The organism is Aeromonas sp. 604176, assembly GCF_049170755.1.
Taxonomy (GTDB): domain Bacteria; phylum Pseudomonadota; class Gammaproteobacteria; order Enterobacterales; family Aeromonadaceae; genus Aeromonas; species Aeromonas veronii_A.
The window spans coordinates 1-13,612 of record NZ_JAAKNE010000118.1 but is presented as its reverse complement, the minus strand read 5'-3'; the positions used below and the strand labels follow the sequence as shown (position 1 = coordinate 13,612).

Sequence of the window (13,612 nt, the reverse complement as noted above, 5' to 3'; positions counted from 1 at the left end):
GATTCAAATTGTTAAAGAGCGTCACGCTTGTCGCGTTGAGGAGGCGCATATTACGCTTCTCACTTCGAAAGTCAAGCAATTGCTTTCGCTTTTCTTTCGGCGCCTGCCTCACAAGTAAGCTGGCTCATCAGGTTGGCGTGTTCCGCCGTGCTGGTAGGGGCGCATTATAGGGAGCCGCGCCGGGATGACAAGGGCTTTTTCAGCAAAAAAGTTCGTTCGCTCAGATATCAAGCAACCACCTCTTTTCTTGCTCAAAATGACATCAATCCTGACTATTGCCGGATTTAAATTGAACATTTGAAAAGCCAATTTATAATTACCATCTCAAATGTTCAATTGGAATGCCCTCATGCATCAAATCCTCGATAGCCATAAGGAAGAGCAAATCGTCCCGCTGTTCCGCTTGGGGTTCCGACCCTTCTTCTTGTTCGGGGCTCTGTTTGCTGCCGTCGCCATGTTGCTCTGGCTGGGGCAGCTCAACGGTTGGCTAACCTTGCCAGGGATTGCCAACCCAATCTGGTGGCATGGTCATGAGATGCTGTTTGGTTTCGGGACTGCCATCGTCGCGGGTTTTCTGCTCACCGCGGTGCAGAACTGGACGGCCCATCCCGGTGTTCGGAGCTGGCCATTGGTAATGGTGGTGGGGGTGTGGATGTTGCCAAGGACCTTGTTACCCTGGCTGGGTGAAGAGAATATGCTTCTGATGTTGGCAGACCTGCTCTGGTTGCCGCTTTGCGCCTGGTTCCTTGCCAAGCCTATCTTGATAACCCGGCAATGGCGCAACCTCTTCTTCGTGCCCCTGTTGCTGATACTGACCTTGCTCAATGGTGCCAGCTGGTTATGGCAGGCCGATTGGACCACCGTTGAGCACCTATTGATCACCACTGTGCTGTTGTATACCACCCTGATCGCCGTGATGGGTGGAAGAGTGATTCCGTTCTTCACCGCCCGAACAACCGGTCAGGAGAAAGCTGCACCTCGACTCTGGCTAGAACGGACTGCGCTCGCGACACAGTGGCTTATCTTGCTCTGCTGGTTGCTGCTCCCCACCCAATGGGTCACCAGCATATATATAGTGCCTCTCTATATAGTGGCGGCGAGTTTGCATCTGTGGCGGCAACTACGTTGGCATCTGCCATCGACCCTTGCGCATCCCCTGCTGTGGTCACTCCATATCGCCTATCTGTTTATCCCTCTTGGCCTGCTCTCCCTTGCGGCACATAGCGCGGGTCTGCCCATCACGTTGTCGATGGCCAGTCACCTGCTCAGCGCAGGCTGTATGGGCACCATGATCCTGGGCATGATTGCGCGAGTCTCCCTCGGCCATAGCGGTCGGGCCTTGCAGGTAGGACGCAGGATCACTGGCGCATTCGCCCTGGTTATCGCTGCCGCCACAATGCGGGTAGCGATTCCGCTGTTCTGGCCTGCTTATACACTGCATGGCTGGAACCTCAGCGCGCTTGCCTGGATCGCTGCCTATGGTCTGTTTGTCTGGGTCTATACCCCGATACTAATCCGCCCCAGAGCAGATGGTCGACCGGGTTGATGACTGCGGAACATGTTCAGGGTGTTGCCAGCGGATAGTGGATCAGGTTGTGGAAGATCGCCGGGGCTATGCCGAGATTCCGATAACCGTGGGGACGATCGGCAGCAAAACGCACCGCCTCCCCTTGCACCAGTGAGCGCCACTCCCCTTCCACCAGCACCTCCATCATGCCGCTGATGACGATGACATGCTCAGTCACTCCCGGCTCATGGGGCTCGGATTCACGCTGGTAACCCGGCAACAGGGTCAGCTCAAGCAACTCGAAACCAAACCGGTTTTCATAAGGAAAGAGCGGCGCAACTTGCATGCCCTCTCCCGCAGGCTGCTGGCGAATGGCATCGGCGGTGCGATAGAGCACCTCCTCCTGCACGGCTGGTGTGGGCTCAATGAAACTGGAAAATGAGACTCGAAAACCGGTGGCTATCTTCCACAGCGTCGCCACCGTTGGGCTGGACTCTCCCCGCTCAATCTGCCCCAGCATCGCCTTGCTGACACCCGTTTCGCGCGCGGCGGCATCCAAGCTCCAGCCGCGCTCGCTGCGCAACCCCTTCAGTCGAGCAGCCAGATGCTGACTCATCTCTTGCATAACTGCCTCTTTATTACTCTTGCATGATGCGACTTGTGCGCTATAGCGCACATAGATATAGTCAAAGCTGTATTGTACGTAATAACGCACAGCGCGTCACAACGCCAAAAGGAAGTCTCATGCCCTTCGCCCTCCCCCATCTGGTCGCCGGCTTTATCGCCGTGATGGTCGGCTACACCAGCTCCGTCATCCTGATCATCCAGGCCGCCACGGCAGCGGGTGCTGATACTGCCCAAGTTGCCTCCTGGCTCTGGACGCTGGGGATCGGCATGGGGGTGAGCTGCATCGGCCTCTCTCTCTATTACCGCATACCCATACTAACCGCCTGGTCCACACCGGGCGCGGCACTGCTGATCACCACGCTGGGCAACTTCACTCTGGCGGAAGCCATCGGCGCCTTTGTGATCTCGTCCCTGCTGATCACGCTGTGTGGCATCAGCGGCTGGTTCGACCGTTTGATGAAACATATTCCGGCTCCACTGGCCGCCGCCATGCTCGCTGGCGTGCTGCTCAGATTCGGATTGGATCTATTCAAGGTCGCCCCGCAAGATCCCTTGCTGCTTGGCACCCTGCTGCTGGCCTTCCTGCTGGGTCGTCATCTCTGGCCCCGCTATACCATGGTGCTAGTACTGGGAGTGGGGATGCTGATCTGCAGCGTGCGGGGGGATTTGCAAATGGGCACCCTTCACTGGCAACTCGCCAGCCCGGTCTGGACATGGCCAGCCTTCTCCCTTGATGCTCTGTTTGGTATCGCGCTGCCGCTGTTCATTGTCACCATGACATCGCAAAACATGCCGGGAATTGCCATCTTGCGGGCCCACGGCTATCAGCCTTCCACCTCCTCGCTGATCAGCTGGACTGGCCTGACTGGCCTGCTGCTCGCCCCTTTTGGCGGCTATGCCTTCAATCTGGCCGCCATCACTGCCGCCATCTGCATGGGCAAAGAGGTCGACCCGGATACCAAGCTCCGCTGGCCAGCTGCGGTATGGGCGGGTTGCTTTTATCTCCTGACCGGCTGCTTCGGTGCGACCGTCGCGGCCCTGTTTAGCGCCTTTCCGGCAGCCCTTGTCACCTGCGTCGCTGGTTTGGCCCTGTTAGGTACCATCGGCAGCAGCCTGCACTCTGCCTTGCACCAGGATGAAACGCGAGAAGCTGCGCTGCTCACCTTTATCATTACCGCGTCCGGGATCAGCCTGCTCGGCATCGCGGCAGCCTGCTGGGGTCTGCTGATTGGTCTGGCGATCTATCAGTTCCAACCACATCGGCAAGGGAATCAATTGAACCTCAAACCGTGAACCTGTGCACACTATCCAGATAAAATGATTCACAAGTGAAACTAATTTCCTTCTAGTGGTGCCAGGGCACCAATCTTCCCGGACATGGTGCCCTGTCAGGTTCCATGCAACGGAGAATAAAAATGAAAAATCAGGCTGTCTTGTTACTACTGGCCATACTGGGTGCCACGAGCGTCCAGGCTGCCGATACGGATCGAGAGCTGGCTCGCCAGCTCGCACTTCAGCAGAAAAACCTGCTGCCCCTGCTGAGCAATCAGCAATACCAGAGCCCGCTTCCCAACCTGCTGCAGAAGGCCAGCCCGCGCCTTAAGCGGCAGGCGACCGATGCCAATCAGGCAGCGATCGCCCGACAAGGGCTCGACGGGGAAGTGAAGCAGCTGATGCAGCTGCGACTGGCCAACCCGGAACAAGCTGCCGCCTTGCAACAGGGGGTTGAACCGCTGGTCGCTTATGTTCCGAGCGGTGATGAGAAGAGCTGGAGTGCCATAGAAGCGTTCGACAGCGCCGGTAATCCAGTCTATCTGGATGTCGACAAGGCACCGGCCCGGCCGGTTCTGGTAGTCGAAGCCGATCCCGTCAAAGCCAAAAACGCAGGCTTGAAGGTGATGCGCAAAGCGCTGGCCGATGCGGATCTGCAAAGCGCTCCACGAGCAGCGTCCAGCACAGCGCCGCTCAAGACCAGTATCCTGAAAAAGATCAGATTGAAGGATGATCAGGAGCCCTGGCTACTCGGCGCGGCCGAAGTGTATGCAGTGGTCGCAGGGGTCAATCCCAGCCGAGATGAGCCAGTAGTCGATATTGTCGACATGCCCTACCTCGACTATGACAACACAGACTACACCCCCAACCAGATCCTGGTTTACTGGGATCGCTATCGCTGGGGTGCCGTCGATGTGGTGATGATGGAGCAGGATGACAACGTCAACTACAAGGAGCTGAGCGCCCTGCTGATTGAAGCTCTCAAACTCGGCTTTACTGCGGGTGGCGTGCCGGAAGCACTGCCCTTCCTCGATCTCGGCGGTCGCATCGTCAAGGCGCTACCCGACTCCTGGATGACCAATAACGACGACTATCTGGATACCTTCTACACACTGGAGCAGGATCAGGTCTATCGCCAGTATCCGGGGGCTGCCGGTAATGCGGTTATCGATCTTGAGCCAAAAGAGATCGCCCCGACCAGACCTTGATAATCGGCCATAACGAAAAAGCCAATGAGCAACTCATTGGCTTTTTGCTTTTATCGCGGTGACCACCGGTCAACCCTTGGGACGAACCCCCAGAGTATGGCAGATGGCATAAGTCAGCTCGGAGCGGTTCAGGGTATAGAAGTGGAAATCCTTCACCCCTTCCTGACTCAGCACGCGCACCTGATCGATGGCGATGCTAGCCCCCACCAGATTGCGAGTCATCTGATCGTTATCCAACCCCTCAAAACGCTGATGCATCCAACGCGGGATCTTCACGTTGGTAAAACCGGCAAACTTGGCCAGGGTCTGATAGTTGGAGACCGGCAGGATCCCCGGCACGATTTCAGCATCAATACCGATGGCGGCGCAGCGATCCCGAAAGCGCAAATACGTTTCCACATCGAAGAAGAACTGAGTGATGGCGCGGTTGGCACCGGCATCGATCTTGCGCTTGAGGTTGAGCAGGTCGGATTGCGCACTCTTGGCCTCCGGGTGCCCTTCCGGATAGGCGGCAACCGAGATATCGAAGTCAGCCTCCGACTTGAGCAGGGCAACCAGGTCGGTGGCATACATATCCGGTTTCTCCAGCCCCTGCGGCAAATCACCGCGCAGAGCCACGATATGACGAATACCGCTGTTCCAGTAGTCGCGGGCGATAGTGCGCAGCTCGTCGCGGCTGGCATCGATACAGGTCAGGTGCGGCGCCGCAATCAGGCCGGTCCGCTCCTTGATGTCCTTGATCACCTTGTGGGTGCGATCACGGGTGCCGGAGTTGGCGCCATAGGTGACGGAGACGAACTTGGGTTCCAGCACTTTCAGCCGTTCGATGGACTGCCAGAGGGTATTTTCCATCCCTTCACTATTGGGCGGAAAAAACTCGAAACTGACCGATATATCGCCATTCAAATCTGCCAAGCTCTGGTTGAGCGCCTCAACCTGACGTGCACTGTGAAATCCCATCTGCTCTTCTCCCTGTCCTGCAATCCATCTGCCTACGTCAAAACGGATGTTTGGACGTCTAAACGTCTTTATATTTATGAGCAAAACGACACAAAGTCAACAGGGATTTACCTCACATCCGATCTGACGAACTTCATATTTACAAAATTAACGGTACGTAACCGAAAAGTGCCCATCCCAAAATCGCCCCAGTCGAGTTATGATGGGGGCAGATCGTCCTGGACGTTCTGAATCTGCGTGTGATTGTTTGGCCGGAGGTTTCTCCGGCCCCTTTTCATCTATTTCCCACTCCTGCCGATAACAGAATGAGTCTTTGCAGGAGCACCATCATGGATACCCACCCCGGCTTTGCCACCGACTTGCTGTTTGATCGCTACCAGGGCGAGGTCATCCAGCATGAGCAGTTCTGGACGGTTCGCACGCCGGATGCTCCCGACTACTACTTCGGCAACTACCTGCTACTCCCCAACCCACCCAGCGACCGTGACAAAGGCTGGCTGGAAGCCACATTTGATCAGCTGATCGGCCAGGATCCTCGAGTGCGCCACCGCACCTTCCAATGGCCACTGGCGGCCGGACAAAACAGCCGGATCGCCGGTTTTGTCGCAACGGGTTACCAATATATGGAGTGCGTGGTGCTGGCGCTGGATGAGCAGAGCTGCCCACCCCCTCACGACGACATGAACAAGGTTGAGGCACGCACCTTCACCACTGCTGATTGGCCTGAGTGGCTCGACTTCGAACTCAATGAGCGGGATGAGGGACACTCGGAACAGAGCTATCTCCCCTATCTGCGATCCCGCCAGGCGCTCTATCAGGCCATGATTGCCGATGGTCTCGGGGACTGGTGGGGGATCTGGAAAGAGGGACAACTGGTCGCCAGCTGCGGCCTCTTCTTTTGCGGCACACTTGGGCGCTTCCAGTTGGTACGCACGCACCATGCGTGGCGCAACCAGGGGTTATGCCGCCAGCTGCTGAGTCAAGTGGCTCGCGCAGGATTATCCCGTGCCAAACAGCTGATCATAGTGGCTGACGAGCATTACCATGCCCAGCGCATTTACCGCTCTCTGGGGTTTGCCCCGGTTGCCCGCATCGGCAGCCTCTGCCGCTGGCCCCACGAAGCACAATAAAGCGATACATGCTGGCCGCGAGCCATAAAAAACGGGAGGCTGATGCCTCCCGCTCTTATTGATGCAGATGACCTATTGCTGTGGCTGCTGTGGCGCTTCCAGCTCGTTGGAGAGCGCCTGCTCCACCTCATCCGACTGCGCCGGTAATGGTGCAGCGGCCGCTGATGCGGGTTCTGCGGGAGTCACAGCAGGTGACACCACGGCCGATGCTTCACTGGTCGCGGGAGCTGCGGACACCTCAGTCGTCGGCACTGAAGCCGAAGCAGGAGCAGGGGCAACCGCATCACACTGACAATCCGCGCTCTTGGCCTTGTTGCCCTGATGAGGGGCATACCAGCCCTTCAAGCCACTTTCCAGCCGATCCGCGGCCGCCTTGGGCTCCATCTTGCCAAGCAGCACCGCCTGACTCACCTCGGCCAGCTCATCCCCCAACTTGGGCGTACCACGGGAGAGGATCTGGGTCGCCACCCGAATGGTCGAGTCACACTGATCGCGCCACTCCATCATCTCTTTAGCCGCCGGATTGGTGACATCGAAGAAGTGGTTAGAGAGGGAGAAGAATCCCGGCAGCGAGTTGGTATAGAGCTCGGCAAATTGCGGCGTCGTCAGCCACTGCAGGAAGGCCATTGCACCCTCTTTATTCTTGCTGGCCGGGTTCATCCCCATACCGATATCGGTGTGATCGGTAAAGAAACAGCCATCACTCTGTTTGACCACCGGCGGGCGCATGACGCCAAAATCGACCTTGCCGGTGAAGGGAGCAATCTCCCAGGAGCCCGCCACGTAGAAGGCGGCCTTGCCCGAGGTGAACAGCTCGTTACTGGTCGCATAATCGCGGCTCTCGCCACCTTCACCGAGGTAGGAACGCCAACGAGCCAGCTCGTCGAACACCTTCACATATTGCGGGTTGTCCAACCGCTCCTGCCCGCCGATCAGAGCCAGACGACCGTCTTCCCCTTTCCAGTAATTGGGACCAATGTTCTGGAACCCCAGCTCGGAGGCAACCCAGCTCTCGGAACCACTCATGGCCAGCGGCACATAGCGCCCGTCGGCCTTGATCTTGTCCAGCACGGCAAAGAACTGATCGCGGGTTTGCGGTAAGGTGAGCCCTAACTCACTGAAGATCTTCTTGTTATAGAAGAAGCCATGGATCACCGAGGCCATCGGCACGCAGAAAGTCTGGGCACCGGAATCGGTCTGCCACGGTGACTGAGCAAAACTCGGAAAGTTCTCCATCCCTGCCATTTCGGTCAGCTCGGCCAGATGGCCCGCCTTGAACAGGGCGAGCGAGTCATCAAACGGACGACAGGTAATAAGATCCCCCGCCTTACCGCCTTTCAGGCTCTCCCACAGAGTGGGCATGTAGTTGACGTTCTGCACCGGATGAAAACTCACCTTGATGCCGGGATGCGCCGCTTCAAACGCCGGGATAATCTTCTGCTCCCACAACGCCTTGTCATCGGTTCGCCAGCTTTCAATCACCAGCTCGCTGGCCATCAGCTGGCCACACAACAGGAGACTCAGGGCTCCAATCCACTTTTTAGACATAAGCCCTCCTAGACCTTGAAATGTGCGATCAATTGCTGCTGTTTGGCGACCAGATCGGCCAGCACTTCGCTGCTGCTGGCGGATTCGCGCGCCTCCCGCTCGGTCTCGTATGCCACATCGGCAATACCGGCGATATGACGAGCGACCCCCTGACTGACGGAGATCTGCTCCTGAGCGGCATGGGCCACCTGATCAGCCATCGATTTGATGGCCCCCATCCGATCAGCAATGGATTGCAGCGCCACATCCATCTCGCGAGTCTGCTCAACACAGCTCTGGGTCTGCTCCTGGCTGCGCCCCATCACTTCAACCACATGCTTGCTGGAGCTTTGCAGGTTCTCAATCATCCCCTGGATCTCTTCGGTCGAGGTCTGGGTGCGATTGGCCAGCGCCCGTACCTCATCGGCCACCACCGCAAAACCGCGACCTGCATCACCAGCACGGGCCGCTTCGATGGCGGCGTTCAATGCCAGCAGGTTGGTCTGCTCGGCAATACTGCGGATCACATCGAGAATGCTGCCGATGTTGTTACTGAATTCCCCAAGTTTGTAGGTGATCCCGACCGCCTCTTCCATGGCGCCAGCCAGCTGCTCGGTGATCCGGCGAGTGGTGGCCACTTTCTGGCGCCCATTGCGCGCCTCTTCATCAGCCAGATCCACTTCCCGCTTGGTGCCATCGGTAGAGCGGGCCACCTCGGTGGCGCTCACTTCCAGCTCGGTAATGGCGGCGGCCACCTGATCGGTCTGACTCTTCTGCTCCTGCACCCGGGACATGGCCCGTTCGCTGATCTCGGCGGCGCGGCTCGCCTCATCCACCAGATGACGGGAGCCCGCATTGATTTGAGAGAGTAGTTCACCGGTCTTGCCCGCCAGCGTATCGATGGAGCGAGAGAGGCTGCCAAATTCGCAACTGCTGCGGTAGTTGATGCGCCGTGTCATGTCGCCGGCCGCCATGTAATCGAGCTCCTTGTTGATCATCTGCAACGGACGCTGAATGCTGCGTGCCGTGGTATAGCCGATCACCAGTGCGGCAGCAGCCGACATCGCGGCAACCACCAGGATCCAGAAGCTGGCACTGCTGACCGCCTCATCCGCATTGACACGGCTCTCGCTGGCGATGGCTCCGGCAGACTTGCCCATCTCATCGAGCAAATTGAGGCTGTTGACCAGACTGGCATCCAGCTGTTGATTCTGAGTAGCCAACGACAGCTCCAGTTGTTGGGCCTGACGCATGGTCGCCAGCAAGCCCTGAGCGCCGAGCGCCAGCTCCTGCATCCGATCCAGGTTGGAGACAAAGCGCGCTTTCACATCATCGGGCACCAGTACACGCTCCAGACGCTTGCGGGCCATCTCGATATCCTTGCTAAGCACCTTTTCCAGCTCGTTCAGGTCGGTTTTGGCATCGGCACGGCGGATATTCTTCAGATCGCGGGCGATCCCTGAGGTAATGAGTTCCGCCTTGTTGCGCATGGAACGCTTGCTGGCCGTCTGTTGCAACAGCAGATCAGCCGCCCACTGGTAGGTATCCTCAAGGCGGATAAATTCCATCTCCAGCTTGTGGCGCTGATCCAGTGCACTGACCCACTGCCTATGCTGGGCCAACACCTGATCCGCCAAGCCATAGAATTGGGTGGTGGCACTCTCGACCTGCTGGAAACGGGCTCGGGCATCCGCTACGCCGGTAAATTTACCCATCTCCTGACTCAGCTGGGCAAAGCGGTTCTGCTGCTCCTTGAACTGATTGGCCAACTGCGGCAACTGGGCGGCATCTTCACTGGTACGGTAGACCAGCACCCAGCGGTTACTATCCTGCAGTGCCCCCTTGAGGCCTGCGACAGCGACTACCAGCGGGGTTGCACGGTCAGATACGGCAGAGAGACCGTCATTTATACCCTTGATTTTAAAGGTACTGATCACTCCAAGCAGGATCAGCAACAGCAGCATCAACACAAATCCGGCGATGATCCGCTGTACGATAGATAAACCCATGGAGACATCCTCACTCATTGGGGGAAGGTAAAGTGAACATAGTCACTATCGGCAGGGGTGGCGAATAACTGAAATAAAGCGGCAGGTATTTAATTGATTTGTATCGGGTTGGATCACAGTACAGACAAAATCAGCCATACGAAAAAAGCCCGGCACAAGCCGGGCTGAAAGAGACGTACTTTGCTATCTTCCGCGGTCCGTTCAGAACCGCAGTCAGAATCATTAGAAGCGGTAGCCAACACCCACCATAAAGGCCATCGGGTCGACCTTGGTATTAATGGTGCCAATCGCTGTATGGACATCGGTATCGATATCCATGATCCAAGCTGAACCGTTGACAAACCAGCGGTCAGTGATCGCCATATCGATACCAACTTGTCCGGCAACACCCCAGGAGTCATCGACTTTGACATCGGTTCCTGACAGTGCACCACGACCCTCTTCATCAAAGAAGGTGGTGTAGTTCACGCCAATACCGACATACGGGCGAACCTTGCTCTGGGCATCGCCAAAATAGTACTGACCCATCAGAGTCGGCGGCAGATGCTTGATCTTGGCCACTTCAGCGCCACCCAGTTTGACTGAATGAGAGAAAGGGGTTGCAGCCAGCAACTCGACACCCCAGTTATCAGTAATCATGTAAGAGAGAGTCAATCCCAATTGCATGTTGTCATTAATTTCCAGCTCTACAGGCGTGCTGCTTTCCTGCGGCGATACAAATGCCAAACCACCACGAACCAGAATATCACCAGCCTGATGGGCCATGGCGAAAGGAGAGGTCACTGCAGCGGCAATCATCAGAGGAAGTAATTTTTTCATCACGTAATCCCTTTTTTTGTTTTCATTTGATGCTGTAAGCCCGCTGACTATATGCCCTTGTAAATGCAAAGTTATTGACTTGGAGCAAAGGTTGCACAGAAATAAATCGATTGGTGTGACATCTTTGCGCGCCATCTCAATCTCGTTGAGCCCCCAGACAACAAGCTGAAATACCTGTTTCGACAGGTTGTAACTACCCGCATTCAGCGCCAAAAGGAGCAAACAAACCACATCTTATTGCACGGCAGTGCGGCGATTAATTGTTGTTTATATGGGTAAATCAGCGTATTTTTTGCGCCATGCAAGTTACTGGGAAGTAATGGTTTATTTATGAAAAATGAGTCGAAATGGCAAAAGGTGGGGGCCTTTCTCGCGGCCGTTTGGGGGATCGGATCCTTTCTCTTTATCCTGCTCGGTTTTATTGTCGCCCTAGCCTATCTGGTATTGGTCCGGCAGGGCTAATCCAGGCTGACAGTATGTTGCAACGCAAGACTATTCCCTTCGACAAGTTGCTCCGGGGTCTGTTCCATCACCTCCCGAACAGACAGAGTGCCCGAATAGCCACAGCATCGATTACGGCCCCTCAGTTTTGCCTGATAGAGCGCCAGGTCGGCCAGCTTGAAACTGTGGCTCCAGAAGGTATCGGGGCACGCCGGATGCAGAGGATACCGACAATATCCCGATGAAACCGTTAACCATAGCGGCCTCTCCTCCGAACCGAAACGGTGCTGAACAACACGAAGCCTCAGATAATCGGCACGCTGTACCAACTCTTGCTCATTATCCACCTGCAACAGGAGTAAAAACTCCTCCCCTCCCAACCGGATAACGGGCTCGGCGTCACTCACCACCAGCTTGTGCAGCAGTTCTGCCAGCTGCTGCAACACCAGATCACCCATATCATGACCAAATCGGTCGTTGATCCGTTTGAAATGATCGAGATCGAGCAGCAACAGCTGACAAGGGCGGGCCCAATTGTCTTGCAACCAGCTATCCAGATAGCGACGATTGAAACAACGGGTCAAGGGGTCGGTGAATGCCGCCATCTCCATCTGGCTGGATTTTTCCAACAAATCATCGTGTTGCTGACTGACCTTGCTGGCCATCTCCTTGAACTTGCCGCTCAAGGTCGCCATCTCGGCGCTGCTGTCGATATAGGGGATCAAGGTGGCATCTGGCCGATCGCCAAAGCGTTGCAGCGCCGACACCAGCTGCTGCAACGGGGTAAGCACAATGCTGTTGAGCCGGTACATGGCGATCATGACGCAGATAAAACTGATAAAAAGCATACCAATAAAGGTCCAGAGCGCCCCCTCCATGACGCCACTCAAGATCTTTCTCTCCTCCTCAATCACCAGAGTCAGCACCGGCTGGTTATCGCTGTTGAGCAGTCGCACCTCTCCCCTAAGCCGGGTGAGCCCAAGGTCGATCAGGCGATACGTTATTTGCGGTTTCAGTTTTTTGAAGGTAGCGGTGACATCCAGATTGGCGTGGGAGATCGCCAGAGGCAGCGCGGTACGCTCCGATACCTGCTCGAGATAGGCCTTGTCGAGCCAACGTACAACCAGCAAGAAACCGTTGAACGGTGCCGACTCGTCACTGTTTCTGATCGGCTGCCACGAGTACATCAGCGGCCCCCACTGGGAAGCACGGATCCCGTGCAGATTGATGCCCCCTTGCGCCACCGAGCGTTCTCTCAACTGCTTTTTCAGCTCATCAAGGAAGTAGGGAAACTGGTCCGGATTGATCCCCGGCGCATCGGGTAGCAGGGTGCGCGTCCAGATTTCGTAGCCGGTGAGATCCATGAAGCTCATCAGGTTGAGACTAAAATCCCGCATCGGCATATCACTGAACAGGTTGGATTCGATGTACGCCCTGCTTTTGTTGTCCATAAAACGGTGACTGTCATCCCAGATGCCCCAATCCCGACTGAATGCATCCAGAGCGGCCACATCCGCCTGCACCGCCTTGGTCACGCGCAGCAGATGCTCCTTCATTCGCTGCTCTTCAATCCGGCTGGCAGCCGGGATTTGGGCCCACGCCAGCAGGACCAGCAATAGCAGGATCGCCCCCAGCCAGATGGGGAACATGGAGTAAGCCAACTGATGATCAATCGTGCGCGGAGCCTGAGCCATAACCCGATATATCCATTACCATGATGCTGAGATGCCAAGCCTGCCCACACTTGACGAGCTTCCCCCTATGCTCCCGATTTTTATAAAAAAAAGGGGCCAAAGGCCCCTCGATTATAACGGCTTATCGCGCCAAAAGTGGCCTCAAAAAACGAGCTGTATGAGACTCTTTATTGGTGCAAATCTCTTCCGGCGTCCCCGTCACCAGAATGCGGCCACCACCGGCGCCCCCCTCCGGACCCAGATCGACGATCCAGTCGGCAGTTTTGATGACATCCAGATTGTGCTCGATGATGACGATGGTGTTGCCACGATCCCGCAGCTGGTGCAGCACCTTGAGCAGTTGCTGGATGTCGTGGAAGTGCAGGCCGGTGGTCGGCTCGTCCAGAATATAGAGGGTCTGACCGGTATCCCGCTTGGA

Annotated in this window: 10 protein-coding genes and 1 pseudogene; 4 read left to right on the top strand and 7 right to left on the bottom strand. The window is 56.4% G+C overall.

Annotated features, from left to right (window positions below):
- The first annotated feature begins 349 nt into the window (after positions 1-349).
- Positions 350-1,546 carry an NnrS family protein gene (locus tag G5358_RS17455; protein ID WP_421324586.1) on the top strand — a complete coding sequence of 399 codons (1,197 nt, stop codon included), beginning with the start codon at positions 350-352 and terminating at the stop codon, positions 1,544-1,546.
- 16 nt (positions 1,547-1,562) lie between these two features.
- On the opposite strand, the gene G5358_RS17450 is transcribed toward G5358_RS17455, so the two are convergent.
- On the bottom strand, positions 1,563-2,132 hold the full coding sequence (locus G5358_RS17450) for a helix-turn-helix domain-containing protein (protein ID WP_202006101.1): 570 nt from the start codon (positions 2,130-2,132) through the stop codon (positions 1,563-1,565).
- Between the two features lie 119 nt (positions 2,133-2,251).
- Between G5358_RS17450 and G5358_RS17445 the strand changes: the two genes are divergently transcribed.
- Both G5358_RS17445 and G5358_RS17440 read left to right on the top strand, forming a co-directional pair.
- Positions 2,252-3,427, top strand: a complete 1,176-nt coding sequence (locus G5358_RS17445; protein WP_421324585.1) for a benzoate/H(+) symporter BenE family transporter — start codon at positions 2,252-2,254, stop codon at positions 3,425-3,427.
- A 122-nt stretch (positions 3,428-3,549) separates the two neighbouring features.
- A complete protein-coding gene (locus G5358_RS17440) occupies positions 3,550-4,614 on the top strand; it encodes a DUF3103 family protein (protein WP_421324584.1) in 1,065 nt (354 codons plus the stop codon).
- 69 nt (positions 4,615-4,683) lie between these two features.
- On the opposite strand, the gene metF is transcribed toward G5358_RS17440, so the two are convergent.
- A complete protein-coding gene (metF, locus tag G5358_RS17435) occupies positions 4,684-5,574 on the bottom strand; it encodes a methylenetetrahydrofolate reductase (RefSeq protein ID WP_005340191.1) in 891 nt (296 codons plus the stop codon).
- A 329-nt stretch (positions 5,575-5,903) separates the two neighbouring features.
- Here metF and G5358_RS17430 point away from each other — a divergent pair, with 329 nt between their 5' ends.
- Positions 5,904-6,704, top strand: coding sequence for a GNAT family N-acetyltransferase (locus tag G5358_RS17430; protein WP_421324583.1), 801 nt, complete (start codon positions 5,904-5,906; stop codon positions 6,702-6,704).
- 72 nt (positions 6,705-6,776) lie between these two features.
- On the opposite strand, the gene G5358_RS17425 is transcribed toward G5358_RS17430, so the two are convergent.
- The 5 genes and pseudogenes from G5358_RS17425 to G5358_RS17405 form a co-directional block, all read right to left on the bottom strand.
- Positions 6,777-8,252, bottom strand: coding sequence for an ABC transporter substrate-binding protein (locus G5358_RS17425; RefSeq protein ID WP_421324582.1), 1,476 nt, complete (start codon positions 8,250-8,252; stop codon positions 6,777-6,779).
- Positions 8,253-8,260: 8 nt separating this feature from the next.
- Positions 8,261-10,240 carry a HAMP domain-containing methyl-accepting chemotaxis protein gene (locus G5358_RS17420; RefSeq protein WP_421324581.1) on the bottom strand — a complete coding sequence of 660 codons (1,980 nt, stop codon included), beginning with the start codon at positions 10,238-10,240 and terminating at the stop codon, positions 8,261-8,263.
- 222 nt (positions 10,241-10,462) lie between these two features.
- Complete coding sequence (locus G5358_RS17415; RefSeq protein ID WP_005340187.1) at positions 10,463-11,059, bottom strand: OmpW family outer membrane protein; 597 nt, start codon at positions 11,057-11,059, stop codon at positions 10,463-10,465.
- Between the two features lie 458 nt (positions 11,060-11,517).
- Complete coding sequence (locus G5358_RS17410; RefSeq protein WP_421324580.1) at positions 11,518-13,194, bottom strand: sensor domain-containing diguanylate cyclase; 1,677 nt, start codon at positions 13,192-13,194, stop codon at positions 11,518-11,520.
- A gap of 121 nt (positions 13,195-13,315) precedes the next feature.
- Positions 13,316-13,612 (bottom strand): annotated as a pseudogene (locus G5358_RS17405) (excinuclease ABC subunit UvrA); the annotation flags it as partial.

Excerpts from the sequence above, each read along its gene's own strand:
- G5358_RS17430 (WP_421324583.1), top strand. The coding sequence starts at position 5,904 with ATGGATACCCACCCCGGCTTTGCCACCGACTTGCTGTTTGATCGCTAC.
- G5358_RS17425 (WP_421324582.1), bottom strand. The coding sequence starts at position 8,252 with ATGTCTAAAAAGTGGATTGGAGCCCTGAGTCTCCTGTTGTGTGGCCAG.
- G5358_RS17455 (WP_421324586.1), top strand. The coding sequence starts at position 350 with ATGCATCAAATCCTCGATAGCCATAAGGAAGAGCAAATCGTCCCGCTG.
- G5358_RS17410 (WP_421324580.1), bottom strand. The coding sequence starts at position 13,194 with ATGGCTCAGGCTCCGCGCACGATTGATCATCAGTTGGCTTACTCCATG.
- G5358_RS17450 (WP_202006101.1), bottom strand. The coding sequence starts at position 2,132 with ATGCAAGAGATGAGTCAGCATCTGGCTGCTCGACTGAAGGGGTTGCGC.
- G5358_RS17440 (WP_421324584.1), top strand. The coding sequence starts at position 3,550 with ATGAAAAATCAGGCTGTCTTGTTACTACTGGCCATACTGGGTGCCACG.
- G5358_RS17420 (WP_421324581.1), bottom strand. The coding sequence starts at position 10,240 with ATGGGTTTATCTATCGTACAGCGGATCATCGCCGGATTTGTGTTGATG.
- G5358_RS17415 (WP_005340187.1), bottom strand. The coding sequence starts at position 11,059 with ATGAAAAAATTACTTCCTCTGATGATTGCCGCTGCAGTGACCTCTCCT.
- G5358_RS17445 (WP_421324585.1), top strand. The coding sequence starts at position 2,252 with ATGCCCTTCGCCCTCCCCCATCTGGTCGCCGGCTTTATCGCCGTGATG.
- metF (WP_005340191.1), bottom strand. The coding sequence starts at position 5,574 with ATGGGATTTCACAGTGCACGTCAGGTTGAGGCGCTCAACCAGAGCTTG.